Annotated in this window: 21 protein-coding genes and 1 pseudogene; 11 read left to right on the plus strand and 11 right to left on the minus strand. The window is 68.7% G+C overall.

What is annotated here, in order from left to right; all coding sequences use genetic code 11:
- Positions 1 to 2 precede the first annotated feature (2 nt).
- Positions 3 to 497 carry a DUF421 domain-containing protein gene (locus JAV51_RS19120; RefSeq protein ID WP_197322132.1) on the minus strand — a complete coding sequence of 165 codons (495 nt, stop codon included), beginning with the start codon at positions 495 to 497 and terminating at the stop codon, positions 3 to 5.
- A gap of 15 nt (positions 498 to 512) precedes the next feature.
- Positions 513 to 1,028, minus strand: a complete 516-nt coding sequence (locus JAV51_RS19125) for a hypothetical protein (protein WP_197322133.1) — start codon at positions 1,026 to 1,028, stop codon at positions 513 to 515.
- Positions 1,029 to 1,407: 379 nt separating this feature from the next.
- On the opposite strand from JAV51_RS19125, the gene JAV51_RS19130 reads away from it, so the two are divergent.
- A complete protein-coding gene (locus JAV51_RS19130) occupies positions 1,408 to 1,731 on the plus strand; it encodes a YciI family protein (RefSeq protein WP_197322134.1) in 324 nt (107 codons plus the stop codon).
- 9 nt (positions 1,732 to 1,740) lie between these two features.
- Here the strand turns inward: JAV51_RS19130 and JAV51_RS19135 are convergent, their stop codons facing one another.
- Complete coding sequence (locus JAV51_RS19135; RefSeq protein WP_197322135.1) at positions 1,741 to 2,028, minus strand: hypothetical protein; 288 nt, start codon at positions 2,026 to 2,028, stop codon at positions 1,741 to 1,743.
- A 170-nt stretch (positions 2,029 to 2,198) separates the two neighbouring features.
- On the opposite strand from JAV51_RS19135, the gene JAV51_RS19140 reads away from it, so the two are divergent.
- The 4 genes from JAV51_RS19140 (at position 2,199) to JAV51_RS19155 (ending at position 6,313) form a co-directional block, all read left to right on the plus strand.
- On the plus strand, positions 2,199 to 2,411 hold the full coding sequence (locus JAV51_RS19140) for a hypothetical protein (protein ID WP_197322136.1): 213 nt from the start codon (positions 2,199 to 2,201) through the stop codon (positions 2,409 to 2,411).
- A gap of 1,223 nt (positions 2,412 to 3,634) precedes the next feature.
- Positions 3,635 to 4,369 carry an ATP-binding cassette domain-containing protein gene (locus JAV51_RS19145; protein WP_197322137.1) on the plus strand — a complete coding sequence of 245 codons (735 nt, stop codon included), beginning with the start codon at positions 3,635 to 3,637 and terminating at the stop codon, positions 4,367 to 4,369.
- A gap of 55 nt (positions 4,370 to 4,424) precedes the next feature.
- A complete protein-coding gene (locus JAV51_RS19150; RefSeq protein ID WP_197322138.1) occupies positions 4,425 to 5,648 on the plus strand; it encodes a hypothetical protein in 1,224 nt (407 codons plus the stop codon).
- On the plus strand, positions 5,645 to 6,313 hold the full coding sequence (locus JAV51_RS19155; RefSeq protein WP_197322139.1) for a hypothetical protein: 669 nt from the start codon (positions 5,645 to 5,647) through the stop codon (positions 6,311 to 6,313). The genes JAV51_RS19150 and JAV51_RS19155 overlap by 4 nt, the downstream gene beginning before the upstream one ends.
- Positions 6,314 to 6,386: 73 nt before the next feature.
- Here JAV51_RS19155 and JAV51_RS19160 read toward each other — a convergent pair whose 3' ends face one another.
- A complete protein-coding gene (locus tag JAV51_RS19160) occupies positions 6,387 to 7,040 on the minus strand; it encodes a recombinase family protein (protein ID WP_231642684.1) in 654 nt (217 codons plus the stop codon).
- 12 nt (positions 7,041 to 7,052) lie between these two features.
- Here JAV51_RS19160 and JAV51_RS19165 point away from each other — a divergent pair, with 12 nt between their 5' ends.
- Entirely contained in the window at positions 7,053 to 7,523 is a 471-nt protein-coding gene (locus tag JAV51_RS19165; protein ID WP_307845943.1) for a Tn3 family transposase, read from the plus strand.
- A gap of 222 nt (positions 7,524 to 7,745) precedes the next feature.
- On the opposite strand, the gene JAV51_RS19170 is transcribed toward JAV51_RS19165, so the two are convergent.
- Together JAV51_RS19170 and JAV51_RS19175 are read right to left on the minus strand one after the other, a co-directional pair.
- The gene (locus JAV51_RS19170) at positions 7,746 to 9,212 is read right to left on the minus strand and encodes an arsenic transporter (RefSeq protein WP_005456475.1); all 1,467 of its coding nucleotides are present in this window, start codon (positions 9,210 to 9,212) and stop codon (positions 7,746 to 7,748) included.
- A gap of 76 nt (positions 9,213 to 9,288) precedes the next feature.
- Positions 9,289 to 9,594: an arsenic metallochaperone ArsD family protein gene (locus JAV51_RS19175; RefSeq protein WP_082245335.1), complete on the minus strand. Its 306-nt coding sequence runs from the start codon at positions 9,592 to 9,594 to the stop codon at positions 9,289 to 9,291.
- A 260-nt stretch (positions 9,595 to 9,854) separates the two neighbouring features.
- On the opposite strand from JAV51_RS19175, the gene JAV51_RS19180 reads away from it, so the two are divergent.
- The 3 genes and pseudogenes from JAV51_RS19180 to JAV51_RS19185 all read left to right on the plus strand — a co-directional run bounded on the left by JAV51_RS19180 (position 9,855) and on the right by JAV51_RS19185 (position 10,940).
- Complete coding sequence (locus JAV51_RS19180) at positions 9,855 to 10,166, plus strand: helix-turn-helix transcriptional regulator (RefSeq protein ID WP_005438407.1); 312 nt, start codon at positions 9,855 to 9,857, stop codon at positions 10,164 to 10,166.
- 98 nt (positions 10,167 to 10,264) lie between these two features.
- Positions 10,265 to 10,417: pseudogene (locus JAV51_RS20560) on the plus strand (arsenate reductase ArsC); the annotation flags it as partial.
- A 112-nt stretch (positions 10,418 to 10,529) separates the two neighbouring features.
- Positions 10,530 to 10,940 (plus strand): arsenate reductase ArsC, encoded by a 411-nt coding sequence (locus tag JAV51_RS19185; RefSeq protein ID WP_197322141.1) that lies wholly within the window; start codon positions 10,530 to 10,532, stop codon positions 10,938 to 10,940.
- A 57-nt stretch (positions 10,941 to 10,997) separates the two neighbouring features.
- On the opposite strand, the gene JAV51_RS19190 is transcribed toward JAV51_RS19185, so the two are convergent.
- The 3 genes from JAV51_RS19190 to JAV51_RS19200 all read right to left on the minus strand — a co-directional run bounded on the left by JAV51_RS19190 (position 10,998) and on the right by JAV51_RS19200 (position 14,774).
- A complete protein-coding gene (locus tag JAV51_RS19190) occupies positions 10,998 to 12,062 on the minus strand; it encodes an NAD(P)/FAD-dependent oxidoreductase (RefSeq protein WP_005438404.1) in 1,065 nt (354 codons plus the stop codon).
- 127 nt (positions 12,063 to 12,189) lie between these two features.
- A complete protein-coding gene (locus JAV51_RS19195; protein WP_005456473.1) occupies positions 12,190 to 13,386 on the minus strand; it encodes an MFS transporter in 1,197 nt (398 codons plus the stop codon).
- A 38-nt stretch (positions 13,387 to 13,424) separates the two neighbouring features.
- Positions 13,425 to 14,774: an NAD(P)-binding domain-containing protein gene (locus JAV51_RS19200; RefSeq protein ID WP_197322142.1), complete on the minus strand. Its 1,350-nt coding sequence runs from the start codon at positions 14,772 to 14,774 to the stop codon at positions 13,425 to 13,427.
- A gap of 101 nt (positions 14,775 to 14,875) precedes the next feature.
- Between JAV51_RS19200 and JAV51_RS19205 the strand changes: the two genes are divergently transcribed.
- Both JAV51_RS19205 and JAV51_RS19210 read left to right on the plus strand, forming a co-directional pair.
- Positions 14,876 to 15,715, plus strand: a complete 840-nt coding sequence (locus JAV51_RS19205) for a GNAT family N-acetyltransferase (RefSeq protein ID WP_197322143.1) — start codon at positions 14,876 to 14,878, stop codon at positions 15,713 to 15,715.
- A 266-nt stretch (positions 15,716 to 15,981) separates the two neighbouring features.
- Positions 15,982 to 16,791, plus strand: coding sequence for a Tn3 family transposase (locus JAV51_RS19210; protein ID WP_197322191.1), 810 nt, complete (start codon positions 15,982 to 15,984; stop codon positions 16,789 to 16,791).
- Positions 16,792 to 16,837: 46 nt separating this feature from the next.
- Here JAV51_RS19210 and JAV51_RS19215 read toward each other — a convergent pair whose 3' ends face one another.
- Together JAV51_RS19215 and JAV51_RS19220 are read right to left on the minus strand one after the other, a co-directional pair.
- Positions 16,838 to 18,040 (minus strand): MFS transporter, encoded by a 1,203-nt coding sequence (locus tag JAV51_RS19215; RefSeq protein ID WP_307845936.1) that lies wholly within the window; start codon positions 18,038 to 18,040, stop codon positions 16,838 to 16,840.
- A 115-nt stretch (positions 18,041 to 18,155) separates the two neighbouring features.
- Positions 18,156 to 20,645 carry a cation-translocating P-type ATPase gene (locus JAV51_RS19220; protein ID WP_307845944.1) on the minus strand — a complete coding sequence of 830 codons (2,490 nt, stop codon included), beginning with the start codon at positions 20,643 to 20,645 and terminating at the stop codon, positions 18,156 to 18,158.
- Positions 20,646 to 20,653 lie beyond the last annotated feature (8 nt).

The raw sequence follows: 20,653 nt of genomic DNA on the forward strand, positions 1-20,653 counted from the left end.
ACTCAAGCACCAGGTGGAGCCGCGCTGTCCCCGGCGTCGTCGCCTCGTGTCGGCTTCACGGCCGGAATGATGCTGATGCCGCCCGAGCTCTCCAGGATCGCGTAGTCGATCTGGTCGAGTCGGAGCAGCCCCTGGCGGCTGCGCGCCACGGCCAGCACGTCCTCCACACTGATGTGTTCCTTGCGCAATCGGTGTTCCAACGGGCGACCACGCTCGACGAGCACCACGGGGGAGCCCTCCACCAGGCGACTGAACTTCTTCGACTTGAACTTCACCAGATCCGCCGCGCGGTCGAGGACCACGAGCGTGACGATCGCCAACACCGCCGTGGTGATCGAATAGTCGTCACCGAGCAACGTCTGCTGCGTGGCTTCGCTGATGATCAGCAACAGCACGAGGTCGACTGTCGTCACCTGCGCCATGGTGCGCTTGCCCGTGATCCGGAACAGCACCACGATGACCAGATAGATCACCAGGGCTCGCACCACGATGTCCACGCCGCACCCTTTCGATCACGGATACACGAGCTGCCGGAAGCGCACCGGTTCGGCTGACGTGCCGCCCACGGTGGCCTCCACCACGCCGAATCCGGAGTTCGGGCGCAGGTCGAACGTCACCGTCAACGGGCCCTCGCCGCGCACACCGAACTCGTAGACGAGGTGTTCGCCCTCGGCGGTGACCGACCTCGGGGCCGGGGTCGTGGCCATGACCTCGTTGTCCGCCAGATAGTCCTGCGAGATCGACAGGCGGATCGAGCCCTCCCGCGCGCTGACTGGTGGGAATTGCACCTGCAGCGTGGCCTCGCCGAGGTTGCGCACGAACCGGTCGTACTCCACTTGGAGCCGCCCGTCGACACCGGTGAGGCGAGCCTGGCCGAGCGCGCCGCCACCCCACAGTCCCGCCAGACCTGCCACGAGGACGAGAACGAGAGCGACCCACGCCACCCGGTTGACCCGCCACTCGCGACGCTGGAACGCCGGGCGTTCGTCGATCACAGCGGCGACGTCGGTGGTTTCGCCCTCGTCCACGGTTCTCGCCTCCTCGCGCGCGGGACGAGCAGGTGCTTCCCCACCCGAGCTGCGGCGAAACGCCGTCGACCACAGCACCCGTCACCCGTGGTGAGGTCTGGCCGCCGGACACGTCCGCGCTCGGGCGTCACGGCTTGCGTCGACTTCTCGTGCCTGCTCGCCGCCTCGCGCGGTGTTCGAGCCGGGCGAGTGTCGACGAGACCACCGTGCCCCACGCCTCGTCCGAGTCTTCGGCGGCGGTCACGCGGAGTCGTGTCACCGCCATGTCCACACCACGCGAGAACGATGCCGACCGGCCGACCGTGATGGGACAACAGCGGAGCGCGGCACGGAACGCAGGAAACCTCGTGGTGTCGGAATGACGCGCTAACGTGCGGCCATGACGACCTCCACAGGGCAGACCGTGCTGCACGTCCTGCACCTGCACTACACCGGCACCGAGGCCGCCGCCGCCCCGTTCGTCACCGCCCACGTCGACTACCTCCGCCGCTACCACGACGCCGGCACATTCCTCGTCTCCGGCCAGACCGTGCCCACGTCGGACGGCGGTGTGATCGTCGCCGGTGGCGTCGATCGCGAAGCCGTCGAGGCCATCACCCGAACGGACCCGTTCGTGATCGCGGGCGTGGGCCGATACTCGATCACCACCATCACGGCGGGCCGAACACATCCGGCGCTCGCCGAGCTGCTCGACCAGCGGTAGGTCACGGGTTCACGGCGTCCTCCGCCGACCACACACGATCAGAATTCCCGGCCCCGGACCGTAGTGGCAGTCGTTCGGACACAGCAGCACCTCCGCCGACACCACCTCGAAACCCACACTGTCCAGCGCGTCGCTCCACTCGTCCGGCGAGAGGTCCCATCGGGAAATCTCGAACTCGCGGAACCCAGGGGCCATGTGAGAGATCACGGATCGCCCACCGGGCCGCACCCGCGCCGCCACCGCAGGCAACAACCTCGCCGGATCGACGAACCACGCGGCTCCGAAACGGGAATACACCGAACTCCAGATTCGCGATCCCGGGCCAGTGGGCGTGCGCGAGTGCGTCCGCCGACTCGTCGACCCCGGTCACCCGCCACGGGCGTGTCAGGGCGAGGTGTGCTGCGCTGCTGTTCCCGCTCACCCACGGCACGCTCTGGTACGTCGGCATCGAGACGTTCGACCTCCACGTGATCCACGACGCCGACACCGTGAGCCCCGAGGACGTCGACCGGGAACGCGAGCGACTGCTCGACCGGCTCAAGCGGATCGGAAGCGAGCCGACGCGCCCCTACCGGCGGCTGCGCGACGGGGACTATCCACCGGACCTGCGTGCTTTGCGGCCGGACTTGTTTCCCGGGCGCACCGACTTCGGCATCCATCGCAAGGAGGTGTCGCGCTGATCGGCGGTGCACGAGCACGGCGAGGCGACCACCCGGCCTCGCCCTCGGCCATCCGTGTGTCCTGTCCCGGATCGCACTCGACGGAGCGGCACTTCTTGCCACACTCGACACCAGCTTTCGCCGGGGAGGGGGACGCTCGTGGAGACGTGGTTCTCGTGGACGCATCGCCCCGGACACGGCCCCGACGTCTCGCTCCTCGGCGAGCACCCCGACGACGCCAGAGTTGTCGACCTGGGTTGCGGCCGTGGTTTCCAGTGGCTCACCGCAGCAGCCCAATAAGCCATCGCCGCCACACCGTTCCAGCGATGTGAGGTAATGATCGCCTGACATCTGGGCGCCGCCAGCGGCGGCCAATACTGTGATCGCGGCCCATACGAGTAGGCAGCGCAGGTGGCTGCATGCGGGCCGCGAAGCGCCTGCGGAGGCTGTGGGGGCCGCGAGCCCAGCGGGTCCTCCTGGGCTTCGGATTTGCCAGTAGCACAAGTCAGATGCGCTCATCCAAGTTTCGACAAGATTTGATGCATGAACGTTATTTGCCCTCGTAGAATGCTGCTCCAATAGGGGTAATGCTCCTTAGCTGTTACCGATCGTGCTCATATTGTGGCAAAGACAACAATCGCTTTTCCGTCGTTGGCTACAGTCCGCTCTGTCCATAGCTTAACGCTGAGTATCCATGGTGTTACAGGAATTTGAGTCCCGGCATGAACTGCTTCTGGGGCTCAACTCTTGTGCTGACAAAAGGGGGAACAAATGCGAAAAGCCATTTCCGCTTTGATGGTTGGGGGCGCGGTTGCTGTGGGTGCTGTGACATTCGCGTCGCCTGGTTGGGCAACCACGACGACACCGCCAGACGTCGAGGCGGCAGCATGCGTCCTCACTAAGAGCAATGTGACATCTAGCTCCTATACCATGAAGGCCACGGGGGGACGTTCCGGATGCTCAGGCTCTGCGTTCATTACCGTCCAGCTTGCGGAGGATGTGTCCTTGGCGCCTGACCCGATTCTCGCTAAGACGTCGAAAACTATGGTCAATAACAGCATCTCAGCGACTGCCGGTTGCGGCGGTAGAAGTCACGGACAGTTTTACACCTGGGTAATCAGCTCTACCGGAAATAGTACGGAGTCGGGCCGTACGGGTCACTGCTGATTGTTATGGTAGCGTTCTGTGTCCGGTCAATGATCGGACACAGAACGCTGATAATCCGTTTCTGAGGGGCGCGTCGGGTGCGTATCGCGTTGGAGAAGGTAGGGTTCCGGTACGGGCGTCGTCCGGCGCTGTCCGAGGTGACGTGGGAGGTGCGTCCCGGGGTCACGGGGTTGCTGGGCCCGAACGGGGCGGGTAAGACCACGTTGCTGAATCTGCTTGTGGGGTTGACCAGGCCGTCGTCGGGGTCGATCACCATCGGCGACGGGCAGGAGCGGCCGTCGGTGGGTTTCGTGCCGCAGCGGTTCTCGACGGCGGGTGAGCTGCGGGTGGTCGACACCGTGTCGTATGCGGCGTGGGTCAACGGTGTCGCGCGGAGTGAGTGCGGGCAGGCGGCGGTGCGGGCGCTGGCGGAGGTGGAGCTCGCCGACCGCGCGGGTGATCGGGTGCGGTCGTTGTCGGGTGGGCAGCGGCAGCGGCTGGGGATCGCGGCGGCGTTGGCGCACCGGCCGCAGTTGGTGGTGTTGGACGAGCCGACGTCCGGTTTGGATCCGGGGCAACGCTTGCGGGCCCGGGAGATCATCAGCGGCCTCGGTGAGCGGTACACGGTGGTGTTGTCCACGCATTTGATCGAGGACATCGCCAACGTCTGTGAGCGGGTGGCGGTGCTGGCGCGGGGTCGGCTGGTTTTCGACGGCACGGTGGCGGATCTGACTGCGTTGGTGGACGGGGCCGACAGCAGCGGAACTCTGGGGTCGCCGTTCGAGCGGGCGTACGAGTCGTTGATCAGTTCGCTGGGTGATGGGCGTGAGTGAGCGGGTGCGCAGGCCGAGTTGGCCGCTGCCGTGGTGGTACCTCGCGGTGCCGGCGGTGGCGGTGCTGGTGCTCGTGCTGTCGGGCACGTGGGAGTCGTTGAGCTGGCCGTATCAGGAGTGGCAGTACACCAGCGCCCAGTTCCATCAGCAGACGGCGCTGGCCGCGCCGGCGTGTGCGGCGTGGGCGGCGGTGGTCGCGGGCAGGCTGACCCCGCCGAGTCGCATCTTCGCCCCGGCGGTCGGGCAGCGGATGGGTGCGCCGGTCGTGCGGCAGCATCTGGTGCCGCTGGGTGCGGTGCTGGTGGGCAGCTACCTGCTCGGGCTTGCGCCGTTGGTGGCGGTCACCGTGATCGATGCGGAGTTCGGTGGCCCGGACCTTTTGGTGATGCTCAGCGGGCTGCTCGGGATCACTGCCGCGATCACGGTCGGCTATCTGATCGGCGTGCTGGCCCGCAGCGCGTTCATCGCTCCGGTGGCGTTCCTGCTGTTCTTCGCCTTCACGGTGCTGGGCAGTACTGGCGACACCTACGCCGCGGTGGTGCCGGTGCTGCACATCGACCCCGAACTGGGTCAGGTGGAGAACCCGGCAATGGTGGTGTTCCGCTGCGTATTTCTCCTGGCGGTGACGATCGTGGCAGCCATGGTCGCGGCACAGGTCCTGGCCCACCGGGTGCCGCGTCCCCGCAGGGGGTGGACCACCACGGCGGCGTTGACAGCAATACCCGTCGCTCTGGCGGTCCTGGGTGTCAGTACGACGCCGGATCTGTTCCGCCTGCCTGCTGATCCGCCGCGGCAGTGCGCCGAACGCCACGGCATCGAGTACTGCGTCCACCAAGGCCACGCCAGCCAACTCGACGACCTCATCACCGCGCTCGACCCCACCTTCACCGCACGAGGTCCGCAGGAACAGATCGAACGCGTCCACGATCGGGCGCTATTATGGTCCGATCCACTGGCGGTACCGGAAACCACCCACGTCGTCATCCTTTCTCCCGGCAATACGATCACGGGGAGCGAACCTTACTTCGCCGCCGGCAGACTCGCCGGGATGGACGCTTGCGACAAGAAATACCCCGAGAAAGTCGGCAGGGACAGTGGGGGCGAGCACCCCTATGACCGAGCGGTGGATCTGGCTGCCTGGCTAGAGCGGAACCCCCTCGCACTCCACGACACCAATCCCTTCAAGGACGTGGACACCGACACGATGCGGGAGTGGATCACCACACACTCCGAAGAGATCCGCACCTGTTCCCTCGACACCGTTGAGCTGCCCTCATGACCTCGATCCTGCTGCGCTACCGACGCGCCCACCTCGTCCTCGCCGGTGTGGTCGTCCTCTCCGTACTCGGCATGGCCGTGTCCGGCCGGGTCATCGACCTCCACCTCAACCCCAACTACGGTCCCGTGTCTCTGCCGCTCGCGGATGCCTGCGGCATCGTCTGCGCCATCCTCGCCGCGACGGCACTCCGGCCACGGTTCTGGGAATGGGAACGCACCGCCGGCGGGCCCCGCACCGCCATCCCCGCCGCGACCACAGCCCTCGCCGGAATCGCCTGTGCTCCACTGGTAATCGCGCTCTCCACGCTCACCCTGGAACTGCACCCCTCGGCGGAGCAGTACGACATCACCTCCGTGGGCGAACTCCTCGCCGTCTCCACGTTGAACACGACGTTCATCGCCGCTCTCGTGTTCACCCTTTCCCCACTGGCGGGCCCGACGATCGCCGGCGGGACAGGTCTGCTCGTCTGGCTCGGCACCGCCGCGCTCAACAGCCTCGAACCCGCCACCCGCCACTACACCCCCACCAGTGGCCTGCGCTTCCCACTGCCCGACACCTGGCCGCACTACCCCCTCGTCGCCACCCTCCTGCTCACCGCGCTCGCCGTGACCGTGCACGCCCACACCCGAGGCTCCACCGCCTTCGCCCAACGACGCAGTCAGTAACGCGGAATCGAGTGATACTTCGACGGCCCGTCCTGGTGCTCCACCCCTTTCGACGCCGACCAACAGGACGGGACTACCGCGTGCGTTCTCCAGCGACGATGGGGATGCTCGTCTGACCAGGGATTTGCTGTTGATCGTAGGCGGCGAGGGCTTCGGCTTGGACTGCGGCGATAAGGGCGGGGCGGCCGCCGCCGGTGGGGCTGAGTTCGGGGACGTGTTTGTAGAGGGTGCCGCGGGAGACGCCGAGTAGTTTGGCGATCGAGGTGACCGACTCGTCGGGCCGGGTGAGCAGGACGCGGGCTTGGCGAATCTGCTCGGGGGTCAGGGCGGGTGGCCGGCCGAGGCGTTGGCCGCGGGCGCGGGCGGCGGCGAGTCCTTCGTGGGTGCCTTCGACGATGAGTTCGCGCATGAATTCGGCCAGCGCGGCGAAGACGTGGAAGACCAGGCGGCCGGCGGGGGTGGTGGTGTCGATGGCTTCGTGCAGGGAGCGGAACCCGATGCCGCGGCGGCGGAGGTCGCCGACGATGGCGATGAGGTCGTGCAGGCTCCGGCCGAGGCGGGAGAGCTCGTGCACGGTCAGGGTGTCACCGGGGCGGCAGTAGTCCAGGCAGGCCTGCAGCTCGGGGCGTTCGGCGTTCTTGCCGGAGAGCTTGTCGGCAGCGGTCCGCTGTGGGGGTGCCAGCGTGACGCAGGCCAGCGAGCAGGCGGTGGCGGCGCGGATGTCCATGCTGGATCGGTTATTGCCAGCTCCGTCGACACCGGTCTAATCCGCTCCCAATGGGAGGAGATGCTGCGCCTGGCCGCGTCGCTGAAGTACGGGCACACCACCGCCTCGCTGGTGGTCGGCAAGCTGCACGCGGCCTCGCGACGCTCAGCGATCGCGCAGGCCCTGGTCGAGTTCGGCGGCCTGCAGCGCACCATCTACGCGCTGCGCTACCTCGCCGACGAGGCCTACCGGCGGCGGATCACCCACCAGCTCAACAAAGGCGAAGCGCTGCACTCGCTGCGCCGCGACCTGTTCTTCGCCCACGAAGGTTCGGTGCGGCGGCGCCACCACGAGCAACAGACCGAGCAGGCGCTGTGCCTATCACTGGTGGTCAACGCGATCACCATCTGGAACACCGCCTACCTCGAACTCGCGCTCGCCCACCTCGCCAACACCGCGGACGGATCGACCGCGACCTGCTCGCGCACATCTCCCCAGCGCTGATGGAGCACGTCAACCCGTACGGCACCTACGAATTCCCGGTCGAAGCCGAGTACACCCGCACCGGATTCCGGCCGCTGCGCGACCCCGGCACGACGTAGCGTGAGCGCCGTGCCGGGGTCGCGCTGACCTTGAAGTAGGTGGCGCGAAGCCGGCGGTTGTGTCAGCGATGGGTTGTCATGCTGATGCGGCGGGCCAGTTTCTTGGCGGTGGGCCAACCCTGCTTCAGGTGCCGATGAGGGTGAGCCATCCGGCCAGGGCGGCGAGCGTGATGAGTAGGACGGGGATGGTGAGCACAATGCCGGTGCGGAAGTAGCGGCCCCAGCCGATGTGCATGCCCTTGCGGTCGAGCACGTGCAGCCATAGCAGGGTGGCCAGGCTGCCGATGGGGGTGATTTTGGGTCCGAGGTCGGAGCCGATGACGTTGGCGTAGACCATGACCTCGTGGGTCATTCCGGTGGCGCCGACCGCGCCGATGGCCAGGGCCGCGATGAGCACGGTGGGCATGTTGTTCATGATCGACGACAGCACGGCGACGGTGATTCCGACGCCCAGGGCGGCGGTGAGCACGCCGTGGTCGGCGAAGAACCCGAACAGTTTGGCCAGCTGGTCGGTCAAACCCTGGTTGCGCAGGCCGTAGACCACGAGGTACATGCCGATGCTGAACAGCACGATCTGCCACGGGGCTTCGCGGATGACCTTGCCGACCGGGATCCGCCGCGGCCCGATCGGACGGTCGTCATCCGGAATTGTCGTGCTTGCCGCGAGGTCGCCCGCATCGGCGGTGTTTCCTGGATCACCGACCGGATGGCTCACCGCGGTCCCGGCTTTCCCGGCGCCGACCGTCGCGGTCACCGGCTGCCGAGTGGACTGGGAGAACAGGAAGGCGGGCCGGCGTGCGGCCACGGCGATGAGGATGATCGCGGCGGCTCCGGCCACGACCGACAGCGGGATCCCGAGTGGTTCGGCACTGAAGTAGCCGATCAGCAGCAGGACGAGCACCACCCAGCCGGCGCGGAAGGTCGTCTGGTCGCTGATCGCCGAGGCTGGGTGGCGTAGCGCGGTGGTGTCGTAGGTCTTCGGGATGGAACGGCCGAAGTAGAGCAGCAGCATGGCGAGGCTGGCCAGCACGGACACGATTCCCACCGGGACCATGACGGCGGCGTAGCGGGCGAAGCTGATGCCGAAGAAGTCCGCCGAGACGATGTTGACCAGGTTGGACACCACCAGCGGCAGGCTGCCGGTGTCGGCGATGAACCCGGTGGCCATGACGAAGCCGAGCGTGGCTTTCGGGGAGAAGCGCAGCGCGAGCATGATCTGCATGACGATGGGGGTGAGGATCAAGGCGGCGCCGTCGTTGGCGAAGACTGCGGCGATCGCGGCCCCGAGCAGCACGATCAGGACAAACAGCAGCCGCCCGTGTCCGCGTCCCCAGCGGGCGACGTGCAGCGCGGACCATTCGAAGAAGCCGCACTCGTCGAGGATGAGGGAAATGATGATCACCGCGACGAAGGCCAGGGTGGCGTTCCAGACGATGCCCACCACCGTGGGCACGTCGGAGAAATGCACCACCGTGGTTGCCAGGGCCACCACCGCGCCGCCGAGCGCGCTCCAGCCGATGCCCAGGCCTCTGGGCTGCCAGATCACCAGGGTGAGCGTGGCGAGGAAGATCAGGACTGCTGCCACCGTCATGGTGTTGTCGTCTCTCCTGTGCTGATGAGTTGGAGCCGGTGGTCGGCGCCCACGTGGGCGCCGACCACCGGCGAGATCAGTTTTCGCCGCCGGCCAACAGCGTGAGCTGCTCGGCACCCACCGGTGCCGTGGCACGCCAGGGCAACACGACGGTGCGTTCGGCGTGGTCGGTGGCGACTACCACGAACCGGTTACTGGCCGCGGCCACGGTGCGGGCGAAGGCGTGGAAGACCGCGATCTCCTCGGTGCACGGTGAACGCAGGTCTTCCACAAGCAGCGCCCGTCCGTGCTCGTCCAGGTGTGCTCCCGCCGGGTCCACCGACGGCCCGCACATCCCCGTCGAACAGCACATCGCCGGGTCGTAAATCTCGACAGCAGCCATCACTGGCCCCTTCGCCTTCGGAAGCACTGCGGCAGCCGACCTTACATCGACCGCAGCTGATTCATCAAAACATACTGATATAGCGCATTCGCTTACAGCAGGGACCCGTCTTGCCGGGGAGCACAAAAGAGCAGGGCACATGGGATCTATGGCGCCTCGGGGAAGGCTTGACACCGGCCCGGCCATGGTGGTGTCATCAAAATATGTTGATGTCTCCTGTCGCTGCAGCTGACCAAGACGTCCGTGGCCACGCTGCGGACGTGCAATCAGGAGGAGTCGCCGACGCCGCGGTGAAACTCTTCGGGGATCCGCTGCGCGCGGAGATCGTGCGCCTGCTCGCACGCGAGCAGATGTGCACCTGTCACCTCGTGGACGACACCGGGGCGCGGCAGTCCACCATCAGCTACCACCTGCGTGTTCTTCGCGAAGCGGGCTTCGTCGCGGCCGAACCACGCGGCCGGTACACCTACTACCGGCTTCGCCCGGAAGCGTTGAGCATGCTCACCTCCGGTATCGCGGATCTCACCGTGCAGGCACACCAGGCCCAAGCGGTGCGCCGCCCCTGCCCCTGACCCACCCCAGGATTCCATCAACTCCACTCGATGGGAGCGCACTCAGGCAGACACCACGCGAACCGACACTTGCGGCACTGGACTCCAGGCGGCCGACCATGCCCACACCACCCAACGACCACCACGACACCGAGGAATACAGGCTGGCTGATCCACACGTCACCGAACTCCTCGACCGCGCCGCCGCCGACCTGCAACCGCAGTTCAGCGGCATCTTCGGCGCGGAAACCATCCGCGCGGTGCTGGCCGAGTCGTACACGCGGCTCCACGCCACCGCTCGGGTGCACACCCATCTCGCCACATCGGCGACCCCGCTTCGCCCGCGAACGCCTGACCGCGATCGCCAAGAACCAAGGAGACCTCGTGTCCTCGACCCCCGAAGTGCTGTTCGTCTGCGTGCACAACGCGGGCCGCTCCCAGATGGCCGCTGCGCTGCTGCACCACCACGCCCAGGGCCGGGTCACCGTTCGCTCCGCCGGATCCGCCCCCGCCGAAAGCGTCAACCCCGCCGTGGTGGAGATCATGGCCGAGCTCGGCATCGACCTGTCGCAGGAGTTCCCCAAACCGCTGACCACCGACGCGGTCGAGGCCGCCGACGTGGTGATCACCATGGGGTGCGGCGACGCGTGCCCGATCTTCCCCGGCAAGCGCTACCTGGACTGGCAGCTCGAGGACCCGGCCGGCAAGCCGATCGAGCAGGTGCGGCCCATCCGCGACGAGATTGACCGCCGTGTGCGAGAGCTGCTGGCCGAGCTGGTGCCCGCAGGATCCTGACAGTGTGGGGCCAGCTCGCGAGCTGGCCCCACACCCCGATTCCCCCGCATATCGCGCCTACGGTGTCAGGCGACCGGCTCCGCGGACGTGCGCGGCCAGTGCGGCCATGACGTACTCGGCGTCGCGGTGCACTCCCCGCAGGGTGTTGGAGGCGAACGAGCGCTGGAACTCCAGCCCCACATACACCAGCCCGAGGTGCGTGGTGGAGATGCCGCCGGTGTGCTGGGGCATCCCCTCGACCACGGCCCCGAGTGGCTCGAGGTAGTCCAGGTGCGGGCGGTAGCCGGTGGCCAACAGCACCGTGTCTACCGCCTCCCGGGTCCCGTCGGCCCAGACGATCGAGTCTCCATCGAAGGCGGTGAACATCGGGCGGCGGTCCAGACGGCCGGTGTCGAGGGCGTGACGATACTCGCCGGTGTCCAGCACCAGCGTGGTGGACACCAGGCGCGCCAGCCACTCCGGTGGCAGGTCGTCGAATCCGGTGTGCCGCAGCCAGTAGTGCAGGTCCTGCCCGTCGTGCCGTTGCGGCATGAACGCGAGAGGCTGCCGGGTGGCCAGCGTGACCTCGGCGACCTCGGCCAGCTCGTAGCCCACCTGCACCGCCGAGTTGCCGCCGCCAACCACGACGATGCGCTGCCCCGTGTACGGCTTGGGGTTGCGGTAGTCGGCGACGTGCAGAATCTCGCCGGTGAAGCCGTCCTGGCCCGGGAACACGGGACGGTGCGGGTTGTCGAACGACCCGCTGGCGGCGACCACCCCGGCCGCGGGCAGGGTGTCGCCCGCCTCGGTGTGCACGGCAAACACGCCGTGGTCGTCGGTGGTGACCGCGGTGACCCGCGTGTTAGTGCGGATCTCCACGTCCAGACGTGCCGCACAATCGCGTAGGTGGGCGGCGACTTCGTCCCGGGTGGGATAGCGCTCGGGATCGCCGGGGAAGGCAGCGTCGGGTCGGCCGCTGTAGCCGGCCGGGGAGAACAAGGTGAGGCTGTCGTAGTAGCGCGGCCACGACCCGGTCGGCTCCGGGCTGGCTTCCAGAACCACCGGGGCCAGGCCGCGCTCCACGGCGGCGCGGGCTGCGGCGAGCCCGGACTGGCCGCCACCGATGACGATGACATCGTGCATGAGTTCTCCCTCAGTTCTTTCGGGGATTTGACCGTTGTTGATGAGCCGCTGGATGAACGGCTGCCAGGCTGATCTCTCCTCCGCACCGGCCCGGCGCGGAGGAGACGACGAGTCCGTTTGGTCGGGGTCAGGTGGCTGTGGTTTTCGAGGAGGTCGGGGCCGTAGCGAGGGACAGCAGCGCCGCCACGGCGGTGAGCGCCCCCAGGAGCAGGAAGGTGGCGGAGTATCCGCCGAGCAGCCCCGCCAGGGCCGCCCCGGCGAACGGAGCCAGCGCCATGGTGACGGTCAGCGGCGCCGACAACAGGCCTGTGAGCCGCCCGTAGTGGGTCGCTCCCCACCGGTCGGTGACCGCGGTGGCCTGCAACAGCGTGAACACTCCACGCGCCATCCCGGCCAGCACCGAGGCCACGATCAGCGCCGCCACCGTGGTGAGCATCCCCAGCAGCGCGGTGGTGGCGGCCATCGCGGCCAGGATCACCGCGGTCCGCGTCCGCACGGTGGTGTGGCGGGTCAGGGCGGCGTAGCCGAGGCGACCGGCGACCTGACCAACGCCGCCGAGTCCGAGCGCGATGGCCGCGGTGCCGGTGCCGATGCCGCGTTCAGCCAGCAGCGGCACGAGGTTGATCACGACCGCGAAGGTCGCGAACGCCGCCACACTCAGCGACACCACCAACAACACAAACGCTTGGCTGCGCGCCACGCGCGCGGGATCCACACTGTGAGCGTGCTGCGGTTCCGGCCGTGGCGCCGGCGGCCACGGCAGCCGAAGTCCGAACCAGTGCCCCGGGATGGTAATCACCGCCAGGATCGCGGCCAGCACCAGGTAGGTGCCGCGCCAGTCCAGCTGCGCCGACACCACCGCCGCCAAGGGCGCGAACACGGTGCTGGCCAATCCCGCGACCAGGGTGAGCACGGTCAGCGCCCGGACCCTGTTCGGGCCGTGCCAGCGGGTCAGCGCCGCGAACGCCGGCGGGTAGAGCACCGCCCCCATCGCCACCCCCGCCACCACCCAGGCGATGACAAACCACGCCAGGTTCGGCGCGAGGGCGACCGCGACGATCGCGGCCACGGCCAAGACCGACCCGGCGGTCATCGCACTGCGGGGGCCGTGTTGGTCCAGCCACCGTCCGACCGGGATCCCGACCAGCGCGGCAACCAGCTGGCTGGCCGACAACGCCGCCGTCAACCACGTCGCCGACCACCCGGTGGCGGCCGTGATCTGCCCGGACAGCACCGGGAACGCGTAGTACAACACGCCCCAACTGGTGATCTCCGTGGCACACAACACCACCAGCACCCGCCGCAATCCCGCGGATGTCGGCACAACCTCCTCGACCGGCGCCGGCGACCCGCCCACGCCGGTCAGCGGGCAGCCGGCGCCGACAACGACACCGTCTGCGGCTCAGCAGGGGCACCACAGCAGCCGGCGTCGGCGTCGGCGTCGGCGACCGCAGTGTCGAGCTCGCTCAGGCCGGCTCCGCTGCACACCCCCGTCTCGGGCAGCACCAGCTCCACCCGCTCGGCCGATTCCCGGTCCCCGGCCAGCGCCGCCGCGATCGAGCGCACCTGCTCGTAGCCGGTCAACGCCAAAAACGTCGGCGCCCGCCCGTAGCTCTTCATCCCGGCCAGGAACACGTTCGGCTCCGGGTGCGCCAACTCCTTCGCACCATGGGGGTAGACGGTCCCGCATGAGTGCGCGTTCGGATCGATCAACGGGGCCAGCGCCACCGGCGCCTGCAACGTCGCATCCAGCGCCAACCGCAGCTCCGACAGCCACGACAGATCCGGGCGGAACCCGGTCGCCACCACGACCTCGTCCACCGCCTCCACCACCTGCCCAGTCGAGGACCGCAGTGTCAAGGCGCCCGTCGCGTCGTGTTCCACGGCTTCGGTGCGGAAACCACGTACGACCTCGATGCGCCCGGCCTCGACCGCCGCCCGCGCACGCATCCCCAGCGCACCCCGCGCTGGGAGCTGGTCGGCCTCACCACCACCGAACGCTGACCCGACAGCCTCGCGGCGCAGCAACCACGTAATCCGCGTCGACGGGTGCCGCGCGGCCAGCTCGGCCAAGCCCACCAGCGCGGTCAACGCCGAGTGCCCGCTGCCGGCGACCACCACGTGCCGCCCCGCGTACCGCGTGGCCACCGCGTCGTCGCCTAGGTCGGGCATCAGGTAGGTGATCCGGTCGGTGGCCGCTGCCTCACCCAGTGCGGGCAGCCCGTCTCCGCCCAGCGGATTGGGTGACCCCCACGTCCCCGAGGCGTCGATCACCGCCCGCGCGGTGATGCGCTCCGGCGTGCCGTCGGACGTGTGGACGTGCACGGTCAGCGGCTCGGACTCCCGGCCCGCATCCACCACCCGGTCCCGGCCCCGGCGGGCGACACCGGTGACCTCGGCACCGAAGCGGACCCGCTCACCCAGTGCGTCCGCCAGCGGCCGCAGATACTGCTGCACCCACTCACGCCCCGTCGGATACGTCGTCTCATCCGGGTGTTGCCAGCCGTGCGTCTCCAGCAGCCGCCGCGCCGGTGGGGCGACCAGCTCGCCCCACCGGGAGAACAACCGCACGTGTCCCCACTGCGCCACCGCCGCCCCCGCGTGCGGGCCGCGTTCCAGTACCAGCGCGGGCAACCCGCGCTCGACCACCTCCGCCGCCGCGGCCAGCCCGACCGGCCCCGCTCCCACAACCACCACCGGTGACCCGGTCATACGACAGCCCTTTGCATCGACTCGGATCGATTGAACAAGGCGAACATTATCGACCAAACTCGATGAAGGCAACCATCGAATCACATCGATACAATGGCGGTATGCCGATCGCCCTGCCTCAAGCACAGCTTCTGCCCAGAAGCCAGGCCACCACCTACGCCGACTGGTTCGCCTGCCTGGCCGAGCCCGTGCGCGTCAAGCTCCTGCACGCCGTGGCCACCAGCCCGCAGGGCATCACCATCGGCGCACTCACCGAAATCCTGGGCACCAGTCAGTCCACAACCTCGCACCACGTCCGCAAGCTCGCCGACATCGGTTTCGTCCACGTCCGCAAGGACGGCACCGCCAGCGTCGTCACCATCAACGAAGCCTGCTGCTCCGGACTCCCGCACGCCGCCGACGCCGTCATGGGCCTACTCGGACCGCAGCCCTGCTGCCCCGACAACCTCCCCGCCGACGTCACCGTCCGCGCACTGCGACCCGGCGATTGGCCGACCGTCCGGCGCATCTACCGCGAAGGAATCGCCACCGGCCTCGCCACCTTCGAGACCACCGTGCCCACCCGCGCGACCCTCGACGCCACCTGGCTGCCGGACCACCGCTGGGTCGCCGAGATCGACGGCACCGTCGTCGGCTGGACCGCCGCCACCCGCGTCTCAACCCAGGACTGCTACTCCGGCGTCGCCGAAACCTCCGTCTACGTCGCCGAGGGCTACCGGGGCCGCGGCGTCGGCAAAGCACTGCTGCACAAACAAGTCACCGCCGCCGACGCCGCCGACCTGTGGACGCTGCAAACCTCCCTTTTCACCGAGAACCGGGCAGGCATCGCCTTGCACCACACAGCCGGCTACCGCACAGTCGGCATCCGCGACCGCATCGCCCAGCTCGACGGAGCCTGGCGCGACACCATCCTGCTCGAACGCCGATCCCCGGTCCGCTGAAACCCACCCGAAGCAACACAAACCTCGACAAGCCCCGCCAAGCCACCCATCCAGCTTCGGCTCGAACACCCACACCCCACGGTCAGCCGGGCAGCTCACGTGCGGTGCGGAAAGCCGCCATCAGCGGCACGGGCGGCGACAACGCCGACATACACAAGCTCCAACAGATAACAGTGCCCAGCCGCATCGACGCCAAGATCATGTCTGCTCCGGCTGTTTCCTGCCGCGATACCGGTGCCAGCACCTGACGCGCAAGGCGGCACCTACTGACCCACCCCCGAGGTACGGCCTTCGGAACCGCTTGCCTCGTCCAACGCTTCACCGACCTGCCGACCACCGAGCACGCCACCGACACCGCCGACCAGACTTTGGCGGTGTTCTCGCTGTTCGCGCTGACCAGGTTCACGCTCTCGCCGCGGATCCGGGATCTGGCGGGCGGGATCACCCTGCACCGGCTGGGGTCCCGCCGTGAGGTGTGCGGAGTGTTCCCGAACGCGGGCAAGCCGCTGACCGGCACCGTCGACGTTGGACTGATCCGCAGCCAGTGGGGCGAGATGCTGCGCCTGGCCGCGTCGCTGAAGTACGGGCACTCCACCGCGTCGCTGGTGGTCGGCAAGCTGCACACCTCCTCGCGTCGCTCCGCGCTCGCCCGAGCGCTGGTGGAATACGGCGGGCTTCAGCGCACCCTCTACGCCTTGCGCTACCTGGCGGATGAGGCGTGCCGGCGCATCACCCGGCAGCTCAACAAGGGCGAGAGCCTGCACTCGCTGCGCCGTGACCTGTTCTTCGCCCACGAAGGCACCGCGCGCCGCCGCCATCACGAGCAGCAGACCGAGCAAGCTCTCTGCTTGTCGCTGGTGACCAACGCCATCATCACCTGGAACACCGCCTACTTCGAACTCGCGCTCGCCCACCTGTCCCAGCGGCGGGGCCGCATCGACCGCGACTTGCTCGCGCACGTCTCACCTGCGCTGAGGGAGCACGTCAACCCGTACGGGACGTACGAGTTCCCGGTGGAGGCCGAGTACGCGCGCACGGGCTACCGGCCGCTGCGACGCCCCGCCGGCAGCGAGTAGAAGGTCCTGCCCGGCTCCAACAACCGGGCAGGACGGGCGCTGACTCTTATGCTGCGTGGGTGCTGGTGCGGGGTTGTTCGTGGCGGAACAAGGGCACGGCCAGGACGGCGGCGAGCAGCGCTGCTGCTCCGAACACGGTGAAGGCGACGGTGAACCCGGCGGGTTGCTGGATGGCTTGGAAGGCGAGGCTGCCCAGTCCCATGCCGGTGAACAGGGTGAACACGTTCAGTGCCATGGCCAGGCCGCCGTGGCCGGGCAGGTCGGTGACGATGCCGCCCAGGGGTGGTTGGGTCATGTCGTAGCCCAGGGAGAGGGCGACGATGCTGGCTTGCACGGCCAGCAGCGGCAGTGGTGTGGCCAGCAGTAGGGCGCAGAGGGCGCCGAGGGCTACGCCGGCGGGGATGATGCGGGCGCGGCCGTAGCGGTCGGCTAGGCGTCCGATGACCGGGCCGAGCAGCAGGCCGGGGATGCCGTAGCCGAGCAGGGTCAACCCGATGCCGACCTCGCCGAGGCCGAACCGTTGGGTCAGGTAGACGCTAAGCCAGGTGTAGACCCCGGAGTGCAGCAGCGCGTTGATGAGCACGTAGGTGTAGGTGCGGCGTCCCCGGGGCTGGCGCAGCAGGTTTAGGTAGCCGGTCGCCACGGTGCGCGGCGCGGGCGGTGCCGCCGATCGCGGGGTCTTCGGCAGCAGTCCCAGCGCCACCACGAACAGAACTAGCCCGGCCGCGGCGGCGGCCAGAAATAGTCCGGGCCAGCCGACCAGCGGCTCGCCCAGGGCCCCGGCGGTGGCGCCGACGGCGATGCCGCCGGCCATGCCACCGAACAGCCACCCCAGGGCGTGACCGCGCCGCTGGTAGGGCACCAGATCCCCGATGAGAGCCAGGGAGATCGGCACGACGCCGCTGGCGCCGATCGCGGTGGCCAGCCGCATCCCGATGAACGCCTCGGCACTGCCGACGAAAGCCGTGGCACCGGCCAGCGCGGTGAACGCGACCAGTGAGCCGAGGATGACCGGCCGGCGTCCGAGGTGTTCGGAGACCGGTCCCCACACCAGCACCATCGCCCCGTAGGGGATCAGGTAGGCGGGCACGGCCAACCCGGCCAGGTCGGGCGAGGTGTGGAAGACCTCGGCCAGCCGCGGGATCAGCGGCGCGACCATGAAGATCTGCGCGAAGATCACGAACGCGGCGGCGGTCAGCAGCGCCAGCATCCCCCGCGGTGCGGCGGGCCTTGTCAGTGGATCAGACACGTCTTTCCTTGGGCGGAGAGTTTCGGGGCGAGGTCTTCCTCGGCTGGCGCGCAGGTCGATCCCGGCCCGCCGGCAGCGGGTGATGTCAGGAGAGATCTGGTGTTGTCGTGGCCGGTCAGGGCACCGCCGGTTCGGGGGACTGCTGGCCTGCTGCGCCTCGAGTGCGGCCGACGCTGGCGATGGCGTTGATCAGCAGGGAGGGGCGGGTGCCGAAGGAGTTGAGGAAGATCGTGGTCACCGAGGCGGCCATGGCGATCATGGCCCACACCGGGGAGATCAGCCCGGTGGAAGCCAGCGGGATGCCCAGGCCGTTGAAGGTGAAGGCCAAGCCCACGTTGGCCCGGGTGCGCCCGTAGGCGCGGGTACTGATCTCCCGGGCGTCGAGCACCGCGTGGACGTCTTCGCGCAGGAGCACGATGTCGGCGGATTCCACGGCGATGTCGGTGCCGCCGCCGGCGGCCAGGCCCACGTCGGCCTGCATCAGGGCGGGTGCGTCGTTGATGCCATCGCCGACCATGGCCACCCGGGTGCCGTCGGCCTGTAGCTCGCGCACAATTGCGGCCTTGCCCTCCGGGCGCACCCCGGCGTGGATCTCGGTGATGCCGAGTTGGTCGGCGACGTGGCGTGCGGCGCGCTCGTTGTCGCCGGTGACCAACACCGGGTCCATCCCCGCTTGACGCATGGCCGCCACAGCTTCGGCGGCGTCGGGCCGCAGCTGGTCGCCGAGTGCGAGCGCACCCCGCAGCACGTGGTCGGCGGCCACCACGATGACGGTGTGCCCGGTGGCTTCCTGCGCGGTGATCCAGTCCGACATTCCGGTCAGGTCCACGCCGATGTCGGTGAGCAGTCCTGGGCGGCCCACCAGGACGTGCTGGCCGTCGACGGTGGCGCGCACCCCGGAGCCGGTCATCGACTCGAAGTCGTGCGCCTGGCCCACCGTCACGCCGGCGTCCTCGGCGGCACTGACCACGGCGCGGGCCAAGGGGTGCTCGGAGTGGTACTCGGCCGCGGCGGCCAGCGCCAGCAGCCCGGCGGTGTCGCCGTCGGCGGCTTCGACAGCGCGCACGGTGGGGCGGCCTTGGGTGAGGGTGCCGGTCTTGTCCAGCACGACGCGGCGCACCAGCCGGAAGGTCTGGAACGCTTCGCCGGTGCGCATGATGATGCCCCGGTCGGCGGCGTGCCCGGTACCGCGCACGATCGCCAGCGGCGCGGCGATCCCCACCGCGCACGGGTAGCCCATCACCAGCACCCCGAGTGCGGCGAACACGGCCCGGTGCACATCCGGCTGCCCCGAGATCGCCCAGCTAGCGCCCAGCCAACCCAGGAGAGCGATCGCGGAGACGGTGAGCACGGTGGGGGTGTAGACGCGCAGCACTTTGTCGACCAGGTGCAGGATGCCGGGCTTGAGCGCCCGGGCGTCCTCCACGTGACGTACCACCTGGGCCAGGAATCCTTCCGCCCCGGTGGCGGTGACCTCGATCAGCAGGCTGCCGGTGCCGTTGATCGCCCCACCCACGACCTCCTCGCCCACTCCGCGCTCGACAGGCACTGGTTCCCCGGTAACCAGGGAGAAGTCGATGGCCGAATACCCGGAGCGGATGCGCCCGTCCAGCGGGATGCGCTCGCCGGGCCGCACCCGCACCAGCTGACCCACCTCAACCTGCTCGACGGGCACCTCCGACTCGCTGCCGTCGTCGGTGACCAGGCGGGCCAGGTCGGGCTGTAGGTCCAGCAGCTTCTTGATCGACTGGCTGGAGCGGGTCTTGACCAGCAGCGACAGCCACTCCGAGAAGATGTGGTAGTTGGCCACCAGCACCGACACAGCGAAGAACGCCGCCGTGGGATAGCCCGGCAATATCCCGGTCAGCCCGATGATCCCGCCGGCGATGCCGGCGAACGCGCCGATCTCCAACAGCACGTGCTGGTTGAGAATCCCGCGCCGCGCGGACTGATAGGCCATCCGCAGGATGTGCGCAGCCACCCCGACCACGACCCCGACGGCCAGTGCCCCGGCCACCCAACCGACCACAGGCGGCCCTAGCACCCCGGTGGCGCGGGCCGCTAAAGCCGCCACCCCTGGCGCCACGATCCCGGTCGCCCCGAATAGGGCCTTGACCGTACCGGCAGGGCGCAGCAGTGCATACGACAGCGGCACCATCAGCACGATCACGCTCAACGGCACCAGCACCGACCAGATACCGGTGACCTCGGCGATCAACCCGATCGCCGCCAACGATGCGGCGATCGCGGCCAACAACCGGCGGCCTTCGCGGACCAGATCACGCTCCTCGTCTTCGAAGGGGCGCAGCTTACGCGGGTCGTACAGCTCATAACCGATATCGCGCAGCGTGCCCAAGATCCGCTCAGGCTCGACAATGGCTGGGTCGTAGTCGACCAGGGCCTGCTCGTGGGTCAGGCTCACCGCCACCGTGCCCACACCCTCCAGCCGGCCCAAGGCTTTCTCGATCGTGCCGGTGCACAACGAGCAATGCAGCCCCGAAATCCGCGCCCGAATCCGCTCATGCCCCGGCGTAGGGCTGGAACTCCCGAAGCTGCCCTGAGCCGCAAAGTAACCAGTGAGTAGCCGACTCGCTGTGAGCTGTATTACAGCGG

Source organism: Saccharomonospora sp. NB11 (genome assembly GCF_015910535.1).
Taxonomy (GTDB): Bacteria; Actinomycetota; Actinomycetes; order Mycobacteriales; family Pseudonocardiaceae; genus Saccharomonospora.

Bases quoted from the DNA above. Each gene is read 5' to 3' on its own strand.
- JAV51_RS19170 (WP_005456475.1), bottom strand. From the start codon at position 9,212: ATGACGGTGGCAGCAGTCCTGATCTTCCTCGCCACGCTCACCCTGGTG.
- JAV51_RS19175 (WP_082245335.1), bottom strand. From the start codon at position 9,594: ATGGCTGCTGTCGAGATTTACGACCCGGCGATGTGCTGTTCGACGGGG.
- JAV51_RS19130 (WP_197322134.1), top strand. From the start codon at position 1,408: ATGACGACCTCCACAGGGCAGACCGTGCTGCACGTCCTGCACCTGCAC.
- JAV51_RS19155 (WP_197322139.1), top strand. From the start codon at position 5,645: ATGACCTCGATCCTGCTGCGCTACCGACGCGCCCACCTCGTCCTCGCC.
- JAV51_RS19190 (WP_005438404.1), bottom strand. From the start codon at position 12,062: ATGCACGATGTCATCGTCATCGGTGGCGGCCAGTCCGGGCTCGCCGCA.
- JAV51_RS19200 (WP_197322142.1), bottom strand. From the start codon at position 14,774: ATGACCGGGTCACCGGTGGTGGTTGTGGGAGCGGGGCCGGTCGGGCTG.
- JAV51_RS19205 (WP_197322143.1), top strand. From the start codon at position 14,876: ATGCCGATCGCCCTGCCTCAAGCACAGCTTCTGCCCAGAAGCCAGGCC.
- JAV51_RS19160 (WP_231642684.1), bottom strand. From the start codon at position 7,040: ATGGACATCCGCGCCGCCACCGCCTGCTCGCTGGCCTGCGTCACGCTG.